14 protein-coding genes are annotated in these 20,209 nt (G+C 41.8%); 11 read left to right on the top strand and 3 right to left on the bottom strand.

Translation table 11 applies throughout. The annotated features are described in order from the left end of the window. The first annotated feature begins 85 nt into the window (after positions 1-85). Both ACP2AF_RS19230 and ACP2AF_RS19225 read left to right on the top strand, forming a co-directional pair. The gene (locus ACP2AF_RS19230) at positions 86-1,474 is read left to right on the top strand and encodes a sialate O-acetylesterase (RefSeq protein WP_425237767.1); all 1,389 of its coding nucleotides are present in this window, start codon (positions 86-88) and stop codon (positions 1,472-1,474) included. A 65-nt stretch (positions 1,475-1,539) separates the two neighbouring features. Next, a complete protein-coding gene (locus ACP2AF_RS19225) occupies positions 1,540-3,639 on the top strand; it encodes a thioredoxin domain-containing protein (RefSeq protein WP_425237766.1) in 2,100 nt (699 codons plus the stop codon). A gap of 82 nt (positions 3,640-3,721) precedes the next feature. On the opposite strand, the gene ACP2AF_RS19220 is transcribed toward ACP2AF_RS19225, so the two are convergent. Both ACP2AF_RS19220 and ACP2AF_RS19215 read right to left on the bottom strand, forming a co-directional pair. Continuing rightward, positions 3,722-4,909 (bottom strand): glycosidase, encoded by a 1,188-nt coding sequence (locus ACP2AF_RS19220; protein WP_425237765.1) that lies wholly within the window; start codon positions 4,907-4,909, stop codon positions 3,722-3,724. Between the two features lie 15 nt (positions 4,910-4,924). Continuing rightward, positions 4,925-6,748 (bottom strand): sodium:solute symporter family protein, encoded by a 1,824-nt coding sequence (locus ACP2AF_RS19215; protein ID WP_425237764.1) that lies wholly within the window; start codon positions 6,746-6,748, stop codon positions 4,925-4,927. 201 nt (positions 6,749-6,949) lie between these two features. Here ACP2AF_RS19215 and ACP2AF_RS19210 point away from each other — a divergent pair, with 201 nt between their 5' ends. The 9 genes from ACP2AF_RS19210 (at position 6,950) to ACP2AF_RS19170 (ending at position 18,408) form a co-directional block, all read left to right on the top strand. Beyond that, entirely contained in the window at positions 6,950-7,828 is an 879-nt protein-coding gene (locus ACP2AF_RS19210; RefSeq protein WP_425237763.1) for a helix-turn-helix domain-containing protein, read from the top strand. Positions 7,829-8,077: 249 nt separating this feature from the next. Then, positions 8,078-9,799, top strand: a complete 1,722-nt coding sequence (locus ACP2AF_RS19205) for a GMC family oxidoreductase (RefSeq protein WP_425238047.1) — start codon at positions 8,078-8,080, stop codon at positions 9,797-9,799. A 2-nt stretch (positions 9,800-9,801) separates the two neighbouring features. Next, a complete protein-coding gene (locus ACP2AF_RS19200; protein ID WP_425237762.1) occupies positions 9,802-10,518 on the top strand; it encodes a gluconate 2-dehydrogenase subunit 3 family protein in 717 nt (238 codons plus the stop codon). Positions 10,519-10,654: 136 nt separating this feature from the next. Next, the gene (locus ACP2AF_RS19195) at positions 10,655-12,244 is read left to right on the top strand and encodes a sugar phosphate isomerase/epimerase family protein (protein WP_425237761.1); all 1,590 of its coding nucleotides are present in this window, start codon (positions 10,655-10,657) and stop codon (positions 12,242-12,244) included. Positions 12,245-12,350: 106 nt separating this feature from the next. After that, the gene (locus ACP2AF_RS19190) at positions 12,351-13,976 is read left to right on the top strand and encodes a sulfatase family protein (RefSeq protein ID WP_425237760.1); all 1,626 of its coding nucleotides are present in this window, start codon (positions 12,351-12,353) and stop codon (positions 13,974-13,976) included. Between the two features lie 102 nt (positions 13,977-14,078). Further along, on the top strand, positions 14,079-14,450 hold the full coding sequence (locus ACP2AF_RS19185; protein ID WP_425237759.1) for a BlaI/MecI/CopY family transcriptional regulator: 372 nt from the start codon (positions 14,079-14,081) through the stop codon (positions 14,448-14,450). Beyond that, positions 14,447-16,183 carry an ankyrin repeat domain-containing protein gene (locus tag ACP2AF_RS19180; protein WP_425237758.1) on the top strand — a complete coding sequence of 579 codons (1,737 nt, stop codon included), beginning with the start codon at positions 14,447-14,449 and terminating at the stop codon, positions 16,181-16,183. The genes ACP2AF_RS19185 and ACP2AF_RS19180 overlap by 4 nt, the downstream gene beginning before the upstream one ends. 32 nt (positions 16,184-16,215) lie before the next feature. Further along, entirely contained in the window at positions 16,216-17,694 is a 1,479-nt protein-coding gene (locus ACP2AF_RS19175; protein WP_425237757.1) for a serine hydrolase domain-containing protein, read from the top strand. A 114-nt stretch (positions 17,695-17,808) separates the two neighbouring features. Beyond that, positions 17,809-18,408 (top strand): hypothetical protein, encoded by a 600-nt coding sequence (locus tag ACP2AF_RS19170; RefSeq protein WP_425237756.1) that lies wholly within the window; start codon positions 17,809-17,811, stop codon positions 18,406-18,408. A gap of 15 nt (positions 18,409-18,423) precedes the next feature. Here ACP2AF_RS19170 and ACP2AF_RS19165 read toward each other — a convergent pair whose 3' ends face one another. Next, positions 18,424-20,208, bottom strand: coding sequence for an arylsulfatase (locus tag ACP2AF_RS19165; protein WP_425237755.1), 1,785 nt, complete (start codon positions 20,206-20,208; stop codon positions 18,424-18,426). Position 20,209: the final 1 nt, after the last annotated feature.

Raw genomic sequence — 20,209 nt, 5'->3', positions numbered from 1 at the left:
TATTGAAATCATTTTAGAAAATATAATGTTAACAATTTGTGTCAAATAAGTATATTTAATAACAATTGTGCTAAACCTTTAAATTATGAAGACCAAACTTTTTATTCTGCTGATTTTCCTATCGGGCATACATTTATCAACCGCAGAGGTAACGCTTCCCGATATCTTTTCGGATAATATGGTCTTACAGCGGAATACAGAGGTAGCCTTTTGGGGATGGGGCAATTTGAACGAAGAGGTTACGATTACCACGGGATGGGACCAAAAACAATATACGGTAAAGACCGCTTTGGATACTAAGTGGAAGGTTCTTGTTGCTACCCCGCAGGCTGGTGGTCCCTTTACAATTACCATTAAAGGAGAAAATGAAATTGTGCTGCAAAACGTTTTGGTAGGGGAGGTATGGCTTTGTTCCGGCCAGTCCAATATGGAATGGAGTGCTACGACCGGTGCAGGGATCGATAATGCCGAAGAGGAGATTAAAAATGCGCATTACCCGAACATCAGATTGCTTACCATTCCCAAGCGTACTTCAGAATTTCCACAGGAGAGCGTTCCCGGAAGCTGGGAAGTCTGTACCCCGGATACCATGAAGGATTTTAGTGCTGTGGCCTACTTTTTTGCACAGAGGCTTCAAGGGGAGTTGAATGTGCCAATAGGCTTAATAGACAATGCCTGGGGCGGCACTCCAGCCGAAGTTTGGACACCGGTATCGGTATTTGAGGATCATTCGGATCTTAGGGAAGCTGCCAAAGCTGTGGAAAATAATAAATGGAGCCCAGGTTTTGCAGCGGCCCTTTATAATGCTATGGTTTACCCAATAGTGCCGTATACGATTGCCGGTACCATATGGTATCAGGGAGAGTCCAATACGGCAAACTATAATACCTATGCAAAGCTATTTTCTGAAATGGTAGCTTCCTGGAGAAATGCATGGGGATACGAGTTTCCATTTTATTATGTACAGATCGCACCTTATAAATACGGTACCGAGGAAGTGGGTGTATTGATTCGCGATCAGCAACGAAGGGCCTTAAAAATGATTCCCAATAGCGGAATGGTAGTTACCAGCGATATTGCTACCATAGATGACATTCATCCACCAAATAAACAGGATGTTGGACTTCGGATGGCAAACATTGCCCTGAAGGAGCACTATAAAAAAATTGAGGGTGTTGTTCATAGTCCGTTATTTAATACGATGACCATTCAAGGTAAAAAAGTAGAAGTTACCTTTGACAATGCGGAAGGCCTATTTTCCAAAGGGAAAAAGATCACCCATTTTGAAATGGCCGGTGAGGGTGGTCAATTTTATCCGGCCAAGGCCATTATTAAAAATGATAAGGTGATCCTGTCTTCAAAAGAGGTAAAAGTGCCCAGCAAGGTGCGTTTTGCTTGGGACAATATTGCGGAACCAAACTTGTTCAATGGTGCAGGTCTACCTGCTTCTAGTTTTACAAGCAAAAAACAATAGCAGTCCATTAACATTTCCTTGTATGGCAAAACGGTATTTTAGCGATTACTATTAGTTTGGTACTTATGATACGACGTCTTCAGGGAACCTTTTTCCTTGTGCTTTTACTTCTTATATCTTCATGTGAAGAAAAGGCCAAGCAGCAATCCACGATACATAAATATACCAATGCCCTGGCCAATGAAACCAGTCCATATTTATTACAGCATGCCCATAACCCTGTAAATTGGCGCCCATGGAGCCAAGAAGCCTTGGACGAGGCCAAAAAGGAAAATAAGTTGGTTTTGGTCAGTATAGGATATTCATCTTGTCATTGGTGCCATGTTATGGAGGAAGAGACGTTCGAGGATGAGGAGGTCGCCAAAATAATGAACGAAAGCTTTATTAGCATAAAGGTAGATCGAGAAGAACGCCCCGATATAGATAATATCTACCAAACCTTTGTGAGACTGATCGATAGTAACTCCGGATGGCCCTTGAACGTGATTATATTGCCTAATGGGAAACCACTATACGGAAATACATACCATACAAAAGATCAATGGATGCAAGTCTTGTCCAAAGTCAGCGATATGTATAAAAATGACCCGGAGAAAGCTGCTGAATATTCGAATATGGTAGCCCAGGGTATACAAGAGGTCAATTTGATAGCACCGTCAACGGATTTTGAACTATTGAACGAAGATGCCCTGCACAAAAGTGTGGATAGCTGGAAGCCTTTTTGGGATTTGGAATGGGGCGGAGATCAAGGAATACAAAAATTCATGATTCCGGTAAATCTGAATTTTCTAATGGATTATGCACTTTTGGCCAAGGACGATCTGGTTAAGGCCCATGTAAAAAATACATTGGACAAAATAATATTGGGCGGAATTTATGACCATATCGGAGGTGGATTTTTTCGTTATAGCACGGATACACGCTGGAAAGTGCCGCACTTTGAAAAGATGTTGTATGACAATGCCCAGGCCTTAAGTCTTTATTCAAAGGCCTTTGCAGTCTACAACGAGTTGGAATATAGGGATAAGGTCCTGGAAACCATAGCTTTTTTGGAAAGGGAGATGAAGCATCCGGAAGGGGGGTATTATGCTGCTATGGACGCGGATAGTGAGGGAGAAGAAGGGAAATTTTATATATGGGGAAAGGAGGAGCTCGAATCTGTTTTGGATGAAGACTTTGAACTGTTTGCCAAATACTACAATATTAAGGCAGAAGATGCTTGGCAGGAGGATACCTATGTGCTCCATAAGTCGGTGGAGGATGTGGATTTTTCCAAAGAAAATGATGTGCCACGGAACGTGTTGAATTCCGCTAAAAAAAGCTGGAAAGAACAGCTTCTGGATGCCCGGAAGCTGCGAATACGTCCAAGTTTGGACGATAAGGTCATTACTTCCTGGAATGCCCTTTTGATCAATGGTTTTGTGGATGCGTATAAGGCATTTGGTCAGAAAGGGCATTTGGAAAAGGCCAAGGCCATATTTAGATTTCTCACGGAAAAAAGTTATCAAAATGGTGAACTTATCCATTCCTATAAGGAAGGCGGAAAGCATATTGGTGGATTTTTGGAGGATTATGCATTTTTAGCAGATGCATCGCTGAAATTATACGGTGTAACCTTGGAAACTTCATATCTGGATTTTGCTCAGGCCTTATCCGATAAAGCACAGGACCAATTCCTGGATCGAGCTTCGGGAATGTACCACTATAACAAGAATAATGAACTTATCGCTCGGATCATTAAAACGGATGATGGGGTCTTGCCTTCGCCCAATGCGGTAATGGCGCATAATCTGTTTGTTTTGGGGCATCTACATTACGATACTGGGTTTTTAGAAAAATCAAAATCTATGCTTTCTTCCATGATGCCATTGATCGGGGAAAGTGCGGCAAGCTATTCCAAATGGAATACCTTATTGCTGCACAACACCTTTGTCTATTATGAGATTGCCGTGGTTGGCAAAAATGCACTTCCCTTGGTAAATAACCTGAACCAAAAATCCATTCCAAATTCTTTGGTAGTGGGGAGTCTATCTGAAAGTGACTTTCCTTTGTTTAAGGACCGATATAAAGAGGATGGTACCTTTATTTATGTTTGTCAGAACAGTACCTGTAAACTCCCGGTGAAGACCGTAGATGAAGCCATGGTGCAGTTGCGGGACTTCTGATTATTCAAAAAAACACCCTTGACAAAGTGTTCAAGGGTGCCGTTTGCAAACTCAAAAAACTAAACAAATAAAGGGGAATATTTTAATACAATCCCTTGTTTTTTTCGATCAATGAAAGAATATTTTCAACAGAACCATTGGTACTCAATTTATCTTGCGGGGTATTTTTGCAATAGTCTACCAAAATATCTATAGTGGAAGTGGCTACATGCATCCGCGTATCCGAGGAGGCATAATAGATAAAGACCTTACCATCTTCATTGGCAATCCACCCATTGCAAAACAGGACATTGCCCACATCCCCATAAATTTCCGTGTCGTTAGGGGCCATAAAGTATCCCCCTGGTTGATGTATGACCTTGGTAATATCATTTAAATCCGTCATGAACATATAGAGTACGTAACGCAGTCCTGCAGCGGTATTACGTACACCGTGCGCCAGGTGCAACCAACCTTTCTTAGTCTTTAAGGGTGAAGGTCCTTGACCATTTTTGAGCTCATAAACGGTATGGTACTGTTTGTTGTTGATGATTACTTCATCTTTTACTTTAGGATGGGTCATCTTTTCAATAAATCCTAGACCTATTCCTCCTCCGGAACCTGTCTCTATAAAACCGTCCTGTGGTCTGGTATAAATAGCATACTTTCCATTTACGAACTCGGGATGAAGGGTTACATTACGTTGTTGTTTGGAATTCGAGATTAAATCCGGGAGACGCTCCCAATTTTTCAAATCCTTTGATCTAATGATTCCTGCGTTGGCTATAGCCGCCGAAGTATCGGTTTCCAAGGCATTGGGGTCTTTTCGTTCGGAACAAAAAATACCATAGATAAAACCGTCTTCGTGCCTAACCAAACGCATATCATAGGCATTAATGTCCGGATTTGCATTTTGCGGAAGTAAAAAGGGTTTGTTCCAAAATTCGAAATTATCCAGTCCATTGTCACTTTGCGCAAAGGCAAAGAACGATTTTCGGTCATTACCTTCCACTCTAACCATCAAGAGATATTTTCCCTGCCATTTAATAGCCCCGGCATTAAAGGCGGCATTTATACCTATACGTTCCAATCCATGCGGATTAGTTTGATTATTAAGGTCATAGCGCCAGTGTATTGGGGTATGAGCGGCAGTTATAATGGGGTTTTCATATCGGTTGTAAATTCCGTTGCCCTCGCTAATGGGCGTATTCCTTTTTTGGATAAGCGTTTTGTGACTTTCCATCAAGGTGTTATAGTTCTTGATTTTTTTTGCACTGTTAACGGTTATCATAGTTTGTTGGATATTTTAAAGTTGTTGGTCTAATTTGTCCCACCATAGTTTTTTAAGCAAGATTCCACATAAGGCCAGAAGTGCCATGCATATCAATAAGGAGTAATATTCCCTAAGGATAAGGTACAGCGGTATGATGACCAATAAGGTTTGGGCAATAACACCTACAAAAACGTTGAACATATCCCTTTTAAAGAGCGTATTCTTTTTGAAATTGGGGTCTTTGGCCAAAACCTTGGATTCAATAGGTTTCCAAAAGCCCCAGGGACGTGTTTTCTTGTAAAAATCGATAAGTTTTGACTCTTCCGTGGGAGCTCCTGTATAGGTTCCGATGATACAACCTAGTGCTGTAATAACAAGCAACAAGGGAAAGAGGTACAATTCCAAGGTCTCAGGGAATACCAAGGGGAAAAGTATGGCTGGCACCAACCCGGACAACATACCCCAGAAATAGCCTTCCCCATTGAAACGCCACCAATGCCATTTTAGAATATTGGACACGATATAGCCACCCCAAAGTGCTGATACGATCCACTGTGTTATGGAATTTACGTCCTTTACATAAAAGCCAAGAACAATACTCACAATGACAACTACAATTCCACTGGCGTAATTCATTCTGTTGACCTGCTTGGGTTTGGCATCTTTTTTATAACGCAAATAAATATCATTCACCAAATAGGCCTGGGCAGCATTCAAAGTCCCTGCAAAAGTGCTCATAAATGCTGCCAAGAGACCAGCCAATAATAGCCCCATTAATCCAACAGGCACAAATTGGCTAATGGCCGAAGGCAAAATCTGCTCAAAATCAATAACCCCTCCGCGCTGTAGATCCAACTGATCGTAAAAAAGAATGCCTAAGATGGCAAATCCACCTATCATTAGATAACGGGTAGGCATAAGGGCCAAGGAGACAAAACCGCTCATCTTGGCCGCATCCTTGGGCGATTTGGTTGATAGTATCTTTTGCATGTCGTAATTCGGTGCCGGTCCGGCAACGCTGGAAAGGATTCCTTTGAACACGCATAACATGAAGAAAATGGTAAATAAGGAGAAACCATCGGAAGTTATTTTCTCGTTCACCTCGGAAATAATCCCGGTCCAATCTACGTCCAAGTTCCATCCAAAAAAGGGATCCATCCAACCTTCCGGTACGGTCAACGTATGCTCTCCCATAGCCACCCAGGCGATTACAGCAATGGCGATGGAAGAAATGGTCATTATTGTAAATTGTAAAAGGTCGGTCCATACAATTCCGGACATTCCGCCCAAAACAGAATAGAAAACCGCGAACAAGGTAAATACCGTACCGTAAAAATGAGGGACAAATTTTGGAGCGATGTCAAAGGGAATATAAGCGCTTACAGCTTCCCAAGGAATAAAGATTTCTACAAACTTCCCCAAACCTATAAATCCATAGGCAAGGAATCCCAAACAACTGACTATGGCAAATAGGACCACTACAGTATGTGACCATTTACCGCCCTTTCCCTCTCCAAAGCGAAAGAAAATCCACTCCGCTCCCGTAGTGACATTGGACCTCCTTAGCCACGCAGAGAGGTATATCATTAAGAATACTTGATTGAAAACCGGCCATAGCCAAGGAATCCAAATACTTTTTAGCCCATAAACAAAGGTTAGGGTCACCAGCCACATTGTCCCTGAAATATCAAACATTCCAGAAGCGTTGGACAGGCCTAACATATACCAGGGCAGGGATTTACCCCCTAGGAGATAATCATCCTTGCTTTTTTGCGCTTTCTTACGCAGTACCAGACCTATAATAACGGTGGCCAGGAGATAGGCAAGTATTATTACAATATCTACGCCTTGTAGCATACGTTATTGACGTTTTGTTCGATGAGGGACAGAAAAAGATTGTTAAAACAATAAATCAAAATATTGATTTTTAAAGTATTGACAATTTTAGACGATATTTTTAGGCTAAATCTAATTTCAAATCTAAAAAAATTGTTAATATTGTCCTGATAGGATTTTATCATTTGAATGACTAAATCCGGCAAAATAATAAGATAATTCTTGGAAATTCTAAAAAAAATACACCGCGAGATTACCCCTTTATCCAGTTTGGATAGTTTTTTGGTCTTTGATAGGACCAAGGATTTTTTTGATTTCCCGGTCCATTTCCATCCAGAAATGGAGCTTAACTTTATTTCGGGAGGAAAAGGTGTGCAACGTATCGTTGGGGATAGTATTGAAGAAATAGAAGATATAGAGCTTGTCCTTATCGGCTCCAGCCTATATCATGGTTGGGAACAGCACAAATGCACCCAAAAGGACATTCGTGAGGTTACCATACAGTTTCATGAAGACTTGTTTGATGGCGCTTTTTTGAGAAGGACTATAATGAAACCTTTAAAGGACTTGTTTGACCGTTCCTTACATGGTATTTTGTTTTCGGAGGAAACCACCAGGGCAATGGCCCCTAGGATAATCAAGGTATCTAAATTGGGCGGAATCGATTATTTTTTGGAACTACTTTCCATATTGTACGATCTTGCTAATTCCAGGAACCAGCGACTACTGTCCACATCGACCATACATCTGGAAAATTTTGAAAACAGCGACAAGATCAAACAACTCTATGAATATATCCAAGAGAACTACCCCTCAAAAATAACCTTATCGGAAGTTTCAGAGTTACTTAATATGAGTAATGTTTCCTTCAATCGATTTATTAAGAAAAGAACCGGGAAGACTTTTGTTGAATATTTAAACGATGTACGGATTGGCTATGCTTCCCGTTGGTTGATCGAAAAGGATTTGAGCATCTCCGAAATCGCCTTTATGTGCGGTTTCAATAGCATTGCAAATTTTAACAGGGTATTCAGAAAAAGCAAAGGCCGTACCCCGACCCAATATCGTCAGGATTTTTCAGGAATCAAACGCGTGTTATAATCAATGCATGATACTAGAAAATACCCTTGAAATAAAAGATATTGAGTCAATAATTGGAGAGTTATGGGAATAGGGAAGAATACTCGGCATTTGGTCGTTCACATCAAAATTTAATGAATACTTTTTATCGTTTTTTATCTTTTATTGCAATTTTTTTTTCAAACCAGAAATCGTTATTTCATCTTTGGAGAAAAGATGTAACTTATACCACACAAAATTAATTCGTAAACCAATCAGATAAATTACATGATGCAGATTAAAGAATCCTCCGAAGTATATGACGTTATTATCGTAGGTTCGGGAGCAGGTGGCGGAATGGCTACTAAACAGCTGGCAGATGCCGGACTCAATGTTGCGGTCGTTGAAGCTGGCCCATTTTTTGATCCGGCAGATCCAAAGACCATGACCCAGTTGAAGTGGCCTTATGAATCTCCACGAAGAGGTGCAGGAACGGATAGGGCTTTCGGCGGATGGGACATGGCCTATGGCGGATGGGAGATAGAAGGCGAGCCCTATACCCACACGGAAGGCACCGAATTTCACTGGTTTCGTTCACATATGCTAGGCGGCCGAACCAATCATTGGGGACGCATTTCATTGCGTTTTGGACCAAAGGATTTTAAGGGCAAGACCCGGGACGGGCATGGTGAGGACTGGCCCATTGGTTACGAAGATGTTAAACCCTATTATGACAAAGTGGATAAACTGATCGGGGTATTTGGCACCAATGAAGGTCTTGAGAATGACCCCGATGGTTTTTTTCTTCCACCACCCAAGCCTAGGTTGCATGAACTCTTTTACATTGAAGGGGCCAAAAAAAGTGGAGTCCCCGTTATTCCTGGGAGGCTTTCAATGTTAACTAAGAAAATTAACAATGATCGCGGGGTATGTTTTTATTGTGGACAGTGTGGACGTTCCTGTTCGGTCTATGCTGATTTTTCGGCAGGCAGCTGTTTAATTTTCCCGGCGCAGAAAAATGGAGGCAAGGTGAAGATTTTTGTAAACTCCGTGGTGCGTGAAGTAACTACAAATGAAGAAGGCAAGGCAACCGGGGTATCTTATATTAGCAAAGATGACAGAAAAGAATATAAGCTAAAGGGCAAGGTAGTTGTTTTGGCGGCATCCGCCTGTAGTTCTGCCCGTATACTTTTGAATAGCAAAAGCAAACAGCATCCTAATGGCCTTGGCAATAGCAGTGATGTTGTAGGCAAATATTTACATGACTCCACAGGCTCTAGTCGCGGAGGTTTTATTCCGGCTTTGATGAACAGAAAAGTATCCTATAATGAAGATGGGGTGGGAGGTATGCATGTATATTCGCCGTGGTGGGGCGATAATTCCAAATTGGACTTTCCTCGCGGTTATCATATTGAAGTTTGGGGCGGTATGGGACAGCCCAATTATGGATTTGCCATGAACCCGAATGAATTCAATAAGTTTTTTGGATTGCCGGTAGGAGGTTACGGAGAGGGCCTTAGGAAGGATGTTAAGAAATACTATGGCTCAGTGGTTGGTATGGCAGGCCGGGGAGAAGGCATTGCTAGAAAGGAAAACTACTGTGAAATAGATCCTACTACAGTGGACCAGTTTGGCATTCCGGTGCTGAAATTCAACTATAAATGGTCCGATTTTGAGGTAAAACAGGCCAAGCATATGCAGGATACTTTTGAGGAAATCATACACAACATGGGAGGCGAACCCTTAGGTGATAAACCTGGTTCTGAAAGCAATTATGGTTTGGAAGCACCTGGGAAAATTATACATGAAGTGGGAACCACTAGGATGGGTGATGATGCTAAGACTTCCGTTACCAATAAATTCCAACAATTGCATGATGTGGACAATGTATTTATAGTGGATGCAGGACCGTTTGTTTCCCAAGCTGATAAAAACTGTACTTGGACGATTATGGCCTTGTCATGGAGGGCGAGTGATTACATTATTGAGCAATTGAAACAACAAAATATTTAGGCATGGATAGAAGAAAAAGTATACAGACCATTATTCTTGGGGCCGGCGCATCAGCTTTGGCCTTCCATGGTTGTAACACGGAAGGTGATACGGCAACCGAAGAAATACCGGCTGCGGGCGACACCAAATATTTTGGTAGAACACCGGAAGAGCTGGAACGTATAGAAAAATTGAATGCAGAACAGTTGTTCAATGACCATGAGATGGAGACCATAGCCGTTTTGAGTACGGTAATATTGCCGCCAAAGGAACCGCATGGTGGCCCCATAGAAGCAGAGGTGCCCGAGTTCATTGAATTTATGGGCAAGGATATTCCGGAAATGCAGAATACCTTGTTGGGCGGTTTAATGTGGCTGGATCATAAAAGCAATACGGAATTCGGTACCGAATTCAAATCGGCCACCTTGGAGCAACAGAAACAGATTTTGGATACCATTTGCTTTCATGATATGGAAGTTCCTTTGGATGAACAACCTCTTGAAATTCAATTTTTCCATTTGATGCGGGCACTTACCATGACAGGATACTATACCTCAAAAGTAGGCATAGCCGATTTAGGATATAAAGGAAACCAGCCCAATGTATGGGACGGCGTTCCCCAAGATGTACTGGACCAGCACGGCGTGGCCTATGACCCGGAATGGATAGCCAAATGTGTAGATCAAAGCAAACGTGGTGTACTAGCTGAATGGGACGATAAGGGCAATCTATTGACATAACAACAAAGCCCCATTTTTCTTGCCCAACGCGTGGATTTTGCATGTAACGATTCGTTATATTGCGTATTCAGAAGAAGACACCATCCCGTAAAAAAGGATTCGGAAGGATTTCCATAAATTTAAAGAGATATGTAATATGAAACAGGTATTGACTTTGGTGGGGATATTGGCTTTTGTTATTCCCGTATCGGCCCAAGAAGTAGGCTTGCAACTGTATAGCCTTCGGAACCAATTTAAAGAAGATGTTCCCGGGACCTTGAAAATTATAAAAGGTTGGGGGATAACCAAGATTGAAGGAGGGGGCACTTATGGTCTTTCTTTGGAAGATTTTAAGAAAATGCTTGCAGAGAACAATCTGGATGTGGTAAGTGTGGGAGCCGGCTTTGGGGATTTGGAGAACAATGTGGATAAGGTTATAGAAAATGCTAAGAATTTCGATGCCAAATATGTAATGTGTGCCTGGGTACCCCATGACGATAACAAATGGGACTTGGAAGAAACCGAGCACGCTACAAAAGTTTTCAATGAGGCCGGAAAAAAACTAAAAGAGCATGGATTAATATTGGCGTATCATCCGCATGGTTATGAGTTTCGGCCTTGGAAGGATGGTACCTTGTTTGATTATATGGCTCAAAATGCTACGGACTATACTTTTGAACTGGATGTATTTTGGGCACACCACGGCGGTGCCGATCCCCTTGCACTGATGAAAAAGTATCCAGATAAGTTCACCTTAATGCACTTAAAGGATATGGAGCACGGTATTGAAGGGAACAATACCGGACATGAAGATGTGGAAACCAATGTAATTTTAGGCCAGGGTCAAGTTGATATTGCGGGAACCGTGGCAGAAGCCAAAAAACTGGGTATTGAATATATGTTCATTGAGGACGAATCATCCAGGGTGGTGGAACAGGTGCCCCCTAGCCTTGAATATCTAAGGAGCTTGGATGAACCGGAAATTGGGTTGCAAATCTACAGTTTGCGCAATGTGTTCCCAACGGATGTGTCCGGTACCTTTGCCAAGATCAAAAGTTGGGGTATTCATAATTTGGAGGACGGAAACGATGGTACCTATGGTTATGCCATGGAAAAATACAAGGCGATGTTGGCTAAAAATGACTTGAAAATAGTCAGCGTAAGTGCACCTTTTGAGGAACTCCAAAATTCACCCGAAACGGTAATCGAAAGAGCTAAGGAATACGGGGCCAAATACGCGGTTTGTTTTTGGATCCCACATAAAGATACCATTTTCACCATCAAGGAAACAAAATTGGCGCTGGACGTTTTCAACAAGGCAGGGAAGAAGTTAGAGGAAGAAGGCATTACGCTGGCCTATCATCCCCATGGTTATGAGTTTCGTCCGTATGAAGGGGAATTGTTATTGGATTATATGGTCAAGAATTCCGATTATTTCGATTTTGAGATGGATGTGTATTGGTTTGCGCATCCGGGTGAGGATCCCATAGCGTGGTTGCGGAAGTATCCTCAGGAATTCAAGTTGATGCACATTAAGGACTGTGAAAAGGGAGTTAAAGGAAATCAGAACGGTAAATCAGATGTAGAGACCAATGTGGTTTTGGGTACGGGACAAATTGATATTGAAGCCATCGTCGAAGAAGCCAAAAAAATGGATATCGATTATATTTTCATTGAGGACGAATCTTCCCGTTCCGAAGAACAAATACCTGAAAGTTTTGATTATTTAAAGGATTTGAAGAACTAATACCGTATCACGGATATCAGATTTTTGCCCTTTCCTTTTTAAAAGGGAAGGGCTTTTTACTAAAAAGCTAAAGGCAAGTTTTAGTCTGGCATCAATTTTATAAAGAATGAAAAAATATTCAACCCTAGTTTTACTCGCACTTTTTCTTTTAAACTGCACAGAAAGGAAAAAAAACATTACAAACGAAAAGAAGCAAAATCTGCCGAATATTGTTTGGCTTGTGGCTGAAGACCAATCCCCAGAGCGCTTTGCCATGTATGGGGACAGTACCATTTCACTCCCAAATCTGGAGAGCTTGGCACAAGATGGAATTACCTTTACCAATGCAGTTGCTCCGGTGCCGGTTTGTGCTCCTGCCCGTAGTTCCATCATTACAGGGATGTACCCGACCACTTTGGGAACTCATAACATGCGGACCTATGCCCCGTGGAAACAGGAAGGCAACGAACCTACCATACGTATCCCGAGTTATTCCCCCATAGTACCCCAAGGCACACGGATGTTTACGGAGTATTTGAGAAAACAAGGATACTATACGGCCAATGGCCCCAAAGAAGACTACAATTTTGAAAAGACCGATGCGGCCTGGGACGAAAGTAGTAATGAAAGACATTGGCGAAAAAGGAGAGAAGGACAACCTTTTTTTACGGTATTTAATTTCTCCGTTTGCCATGAATCCGGTATTTGGAAGAAGGGGGACAGTACGCTATTTGTTTCACCCGAATCCGTTTCCGTTCCACGTTATTTTCCGGATACCGATATTGTTCGTCATGATATCGCGGTAAATTACAGCAACCTTAAGCGTATGGATGATCAGGTCGGGGAGATTATCCAAGATTTAAAAGAAGATGGGCTATATGAGAATAGTATCATTTTCTTTTACGGTGATCATGGTGGGCCTTTCCCGAGGCATAAGCGTGCGTTGTACGATACCGGGCTTAAAGTGCCTTTGGTCGTTAAATTTCCAAAAAATAAGAACGCAGGTAGTTTCGATAATCGTTTGATCAGTTTTATTGATTTCGCTCCCACCGTACTTTCCCTAGCGGGTATAGAGCCACCTAAGGTGATGCAGGGGGTGGCGCAATTTGGAGAATTTGAGGTCACGGAAAAACCTCAATACACCTTTCATTCCTCAGACCGTTTTGATGAACTGTATGATAGGCTACGTGCGGTACGTTCTGCGAGATACAAGTATATTAAAAGTTTCAACACGGAGTTACCACATGCCATACCCGTATCCTATCGGGAGCAAATGCCACTAATGCAGGAGCTCAATAAATTGTATGCGGAAGGCAAACTAAATGAAGCGCAATCCCTTTGGTTAAAGGCCCCAAAGCCCGAGGAGGAATTGTATGATCTACAAAATGACCCCTATGAGTTGAATAACTTGGTGGACCACCCTGAGTTTAAAGATACCCTGGTCCATCTAAGAGCTGTGCTTGAAGATTGGATGAAAGAGACGAATGATTTAGGCCGATATCCCGAAACGGATTTGATTTCCAAATGGCTGCCTGATGGGGAACAACTACAGTTGCGTGCATTAGAAGTGGAGGAAAGGAACGATAGTATTCGTTTAATAGCCAAAAAGGCGGACGCCACCATTGTCTGGAAAAAAGACCAGGACTCTATCTGGAGTATTTATACAAGTCCATTGCCCAAGACACTATCTTTTGAGGCCAAAGCCGAAAGGATAGGATATAGGGACAGTGAGATTTTAGAATATAACCCTTAATTTCTATTCAACCCTCTGAAATAGAAAACTCATAATTTAATCTACTAAAAAATTAGTAGAATTACTAAAAAATTAGTAGATTTGATTTGTTAAACTACCATCATGAAAAAACTTACGGAAAAAGAAGATCAGATTATGCAAGTGATATGGCGTCTGGAAAATGCTTTTATCCGTGAGGTGGTCGCGGAACTCCAAGAGCCCAGACCCCATTATAATACCGTTGCTACGTTGATAAAGATTTTAGTGAAGAAAGGCTTTCTAACATCCGAAAAGTTGGGCAATACGGATCGGTACAGCGCCGTAATCCCCATGGAAGTCTATCGGCAGGAGCAGATAAAGGGCATAAAGGAAAAATATTTTGGGAATTCGTTGCCAAAAATGATGGCGCATTTTGCCAAACAGGAAAATCTATCGGATCAAGAGATAGAGGAACTGATAGGTATTATCAAATCCAAAAACAGCAAGCGGTCATGATAGTATTTTTGATAAAGGCATCGCTAGTACTCTTGGTCCTTTGGGCATTCTATAAACTCTTTCTTTCCAAGGAAAGCTTTTTTGGTCTTAATCGCTTGTATTTATTGGGATCTTTAATGCTGACTTTGGTAGTTCCATTTATTGCACTTCCAGAATTGGTAAACCATCAAGGGGTGGTGAACTCCTTTGTAGAAAAAGCCCAAAACACTATTGACCCTATCGTTACAAATGAAAAGCCCACTATAGGGGTGCATAGGCCCAACCCAAATATCCAAGACACTGGCCTACAGTTTGCAAATGAGAATACACCTAAGGACATGAAGAAAGGGTTTTGGTTTTGGGTAGTATTGTTCTATGGATTTGGAGTTCTTGTTCTAATGTTACATTTCATTTTCCAGGTATTCGGGATTTTACGAAAAACGGGAAGGAACGCTGATACAATCCGTGAAGGTAAAGCCGTAATCGTTAATTCCGACCGTATTGTTGAACCTTGTTCCTTTTTCAATTTCATATTTGTCGATCCCAAGAAGCATGATTATAAAGAATATGAACAGATAATGGCGCATGAGAAAGTCCATGTGTATCAATGGCATTCTATTGATTTATTGTTGGCCGAAATGGCTACTATCGTGTTTTGGTTCAATCCAATAGTGTGGTTATTCCGAAAGGACGTAGAAAAAAATCTGGAATACCTTACCGATAGTTATGTGTTGCGCAATTCGGACATACCTCCTCAAGAATATCAGATGAACCTTTTGAACATAGCAACCACCCAAGAACCGCTTTCAATTACATCAAATTATAATCAATCATTAATCAAAAAACGAATCATTATGATGAACACAAGAAAATCTAACCCGTATAATTGTTGGAAGTACACCTTTGTTGTACCTGTACTATTTACTGTACTTTTGGCATTGAACAAACCATTTTCCGCAGTAGCTCAAACCGATGTTTCCGTAGTGACCCAAACGGATGTTTCCTTAGCTATTGATGTTGACCATGATGTTAATGTTGATGTGGGGTACGGAGATTTAACTGCGCTGTTGCGAGCCGTAAGAAAAGGGAATTTGGAAAAAGTGAAAACACTGGTACAACAAGGAGAGGATGTAAATGAGTTGGTGAAGGGAGATGGCACTGCGTTAACCAACGCAGTTATCCATGGAAAATTTGAAATTGCTAAATTTTTATTGAATAACGGAGCCGATCCTAATCTTGGGTCGCAGGCGGATGGTCATCCTGTATGGCTGGCCGCCGATGCCGATAATATGGAATTGCTACAACTTTTAGCGGACAAGGGAGCAGATATGAATAAAGATTTCCCTGGCAATGGCAATGCTATCATCCACGCCTCTAGTAATGGAAATTTAGCTATGGTAAAGACACTACAAAAGATGGGCGCAGATATTGAAAGGGGTGTTAAAGGCGATGGAAACCCACTAATTATGGCTTCCAAAGGCGGGCATCTAGAAATTGTAAAATATTTGGTGACCGAAGGGGCCAACGTGAACTATGAAATTATGGGCGATGAGACTCCCTTAATCAACGCCTCTGAACAAGGACACTTGGAAGTGGTTAAGTTTCTGGTAAAAAATGGTGCCGATGTAAACAAAATTTGCACGGACACCTCCACCGATCCTCCCAGGGTACGCACCGCTCTAAAAATGGCCCGTAAGAATGGACATAAGGGAGTTGTTGATTATCTATTGGTCAATGGAGGCATTGATAGATGAAAGTTGACACAAATTGCTTAGGTGCCAGAATAATGAAGGATTTTCGTCGAATTATTTTAATGCTTTTGGCATTGATTTTTGGATGTACATCCCATAATTCCGGAGAAGCTTCGACACAAAAAAAAGAAAGGGCCATTCATAACCTTTTAAAGAATGATACCACGTATTATTCTATTGTGGAAGCCATGGAAGAATCCGGTTTAATCGGATTGAGTGTGGCCGTATTTGAAGACTATAAAATAGTTTGGAAAGAATCATGGGGGATAAAAGAAGTAGGAACGGATGAAAAAATTGATGAGAATACGGCGTTTTCAACAGCTTCCATTTCAAAATCCATAACGGCTACCTTATGCGCTATTTTAGAGGAAAAGGGCTTGATTGATCTAAAAGCCCCGGTGTCCGGCTATCTAAAAAGATGGAAACTTCCGGACAGTGCGTTTTTGAAGGATACCGTTCTTACCCTTGAGCATCTGCTAAGTCATACGGCAGGTACTACACAGGGCGGGTTTGCGGATTTTTATGAAGGGGACACCATCCCAACAATAGTCCATAGTTTAAAAGGTCAAATTCCTGGATACGATACAGAAATCGATTTTGTATTTGATCCGGGTACATGGTGGAAGTACAGTGGAGGTGGGTATGTAATTGCTCAAATGGCAATAGAAGACCATCTGGGAAAATCGTTGGCCCATTTGGCCGAAGAACACCTATTTATGCCCTTGGGTTTAAAAAATACTACGATGCGCCAGCCCGATGAAGCGGGGTTTCTAAGCAATGTGGCAAAGGCCCATGATGAAAATGGCAAAACTATCCGTACCGGTATTCCAATTACCCCGCAGGTATCCGCATCCGGAATGTGGTCTACACCTACGGAAATGGCACTCTTCTTAATTGAAATGCAAAATGCATTACGAAATGAAGGTAATAGGGTGATTTCCCACAATGTCGCCCAAAGGGTAACAAAAATAGTGACAACCAAGGTTATGGGGGGATGGAGCTTGGGCTGGGAGAGAAGATATGGCTTTGGGAATTATGAATGGTTTTCCCATGGTGGGGCCAACACGGGTATAGGAGGCCATATCTATGCAACAATGGATGGAGGTAACGGCATTGCATTTTTTGGGAACGGTCCTAATGCGATTAGAATTCCCGTGCTGGATAAGTTTAGGAGCAGTATTATCGAGGCCCATGGATGGTATTTGCCAATGGATAGAAAAAATGAACAGGAAGTTCCCGACGATTTCATAAGTTGGGCCACGGGGAAATACCGGGATGTCGTGTTCGATGTAGAAATTGAAATTATTTCAAAGGATAAAAAAATCCGCATGGTCCCTTCCCTTTTAGGAAAGGAGTATACGGAATTTATATATATTGGAGATTCCACTTTTTTAATCGACGAATTTCCGCACAAGATAAAATTTGAGAAAAACCCTGCGGATAGCCTTATGTATATGGCATTAATCCGGAATGGCACCTCAAAAAAGGAATACACACTTCAAAAACAGGAATAGTGCACAGAAACCTAAAAATCTAGGACCAGGACAATTTTGGGAAAGACAATGCAAAACGCAACCAAAAAGTAAATCTGTTATCTTAGTAGCGTAATCCAATGCATAAACAGATCTATGAAAAAGGCGTATGTATTGCTTTTCTCACTTCTACCCTTAATAATTGTAAGCTGCGGGAAAAACGACAATGGTGACGGTATCCAAAAAGTTGAAGGATCTGAGCAAAACAATCCGGAGATGCCGGATGCTGTCAACTATGATCTCAATGCAGATTCGATAGACGATTTCCAAATTGATTATGTTTTGGGAAGTTGGGATGGGGTTGATGCAAGTGGACTGCTCATATTGGGCTCTTTAGAAGCTTTAAATGAAAGTACCCTTCTTGTAAGGTCTGGGGAGAATCTGCCTGCCCAAATTCTTTTCAACAGACCTGAGGATACTATTTGGAGCGTACCTCGGGAACCTTTTAAGTGGAATGACGATTCCAATCCAATAACAATAACAGAAATTAGGCAGGCAGCAGATGGGATTTGGCCGGATGAATGGAGTATAAATAGTGAATTCAATACCAACCCTTACTACCTCGGAATTCGGGTAAAAGAGAACGAAGACTTTTTGGTCGGCTGGATCAAACTGGAAATTAATAAGACCAATGGCAAAATTAAATTTGAGCAATACCTATTAACTGCTAACGAATATATTGTCATTCCAGAATAAGATTATCATTTTATATCATTTGCTGAACATTAAAAGCCGTACATCAATAGCTTGATCCCCTGGAATTTCCAAAGCTTTTAGCGTTAAGTTACCTTGACCTTTTTTTAGGGCAATGGTCCCCAATTTTATAGGTTTAAAATCTTTGACATAGGATTCCATTCGCGGGGTACGATCATTTTCCATTCCGGTAAGGGGCGGGTTATGGGCTTCCATAATTTTGGCCGAAACTTTACTATGTCCCAGGCTGAGTTCAATGGTGGAACCTGTATTTTCTGCGGCACAGGTATAATAGAGTGTCACGTCAAATTCGCCATCCGACAATACTTCCACATTCCAGGTAATGGAATCTCTTTCACTCCTCCAATTGGTGAAAAAAGTATTGTTAGGGAATCGGTTGCTACGTTTAATATTCCCATGAGGTATCCCATCCCTGGCAGGTATTTGTGTAAATCGATGATCGGGACTTCCCAAGGTCAAAGGGCGATGATCTTCTTCCTTGGGCAATTTGGGATTTACCTCTGCCAACCATTTGTTTTTGGCCTTTATGAGGGAGTCGGCAACCTCTTGGTGCTGTTTGGAAACATCCGTGGTCTGTGCATGGTCGTTTTCCATATCGTATAGTCGATTTTCATTATCCAGACGATACTTTTGGGAACGGACACTTGTCTTTCCGGCCCAATGATTATAGACCAATTGAGGCCGCCAACTAGGGTTTTTGGACCATAATAAAGGGGTAAGATCTCGACCATCCAGAGGTTGTTCGGTTTTTGATTCGAGTCCGACCATGTTGGCCAATGTGGGCAGAATATCGATAGCACTGGCAATCTCGTTAATCTCTTTTCCGGCAGGTAATGAATCCTTCCACTGTACAAAGAACGGACTTCGTACCCCGCCTTCGTCCACCCACCCTTTTTTGCCACGCATACCTCCATTCCATCGGAATCCGTTGGGCCCATTATCCGTCATGTAGACAATTATGGTGTTTTCCTCCAAATCCAATTCTTGAAGTTTTTGGGTAATCCTACCTACATTATGATCTATGTTCTCCACCATGGCCAAGGCTGCCTTGGTAAAATTCAAGTCCTCGGTTTCTTCCCCGTGATAAGTCAAGGCCAAGTCTTTGTTTTTAAATCGGTCCCAATAGGAGTCGGGTACCTGCATTGGGCTATGCGGGGTATTATAAGGTAGGTATAGGAAAAAAGATTCGGTTTGGTGTTTTGTGATAAATTCCAATCCCTTATTGGTAAGGTCGTCAACCAAAAAGCCTTCACCTTTGGTAATTTCACCATTGTGTTCCAGCATGGGGCTAAAGTAGTTGCCCCAGTGCCCTGAGGTAAATCCATAGTAATCATCAAATCCACGGGAATTGGGATGGTAAGGCGGTTGCATTCCATTATGCCATTTACCATAAGCCGCGGTGGCATAACCACCGTTTTTTAGGATTTCTGCCAAAGTGGTCTCGCCTAGATTCATACGTTCCCCACCTGCTGAGGTATCGAATACCCCTAATCTTGGAAAGTAACGACCTGTTAGTAATTCGGCTCGAGTGGGGGAGCAGACGGGTTGTACGTAGAAATTTTTAAATGAGACCCCATTTTTGGCAAGTGCATCGATATGGGGAGTGCTAAGGTTGGTATTGCCGTTGCTACTCAGATCGCCCCAGCCTTGATCGTCCGCTATGATTAAGATAATGTTAGGTTTTTTGGAATTAGCTAGGGGCGCGGATTCTTTTTGATCCGTTTTGCAACTAACGGTTATAAACAAAATTACTGCATGAAGAAATATTGACTTTTTAAACATA

The sequence above is a fragment of the Ulvibacterium sp. genome, from assembly GCF_965248315.1.
Taxonomy (GTDB): domain Bacteria; phylum Bacteroidota; class Bacteroidia; order Flavobacteriales; family Flavobacteriaceae; genus Ulvibacterium.
This window is presented reverse-complemented; position numbering and strand designations above follow the sequence as displayed.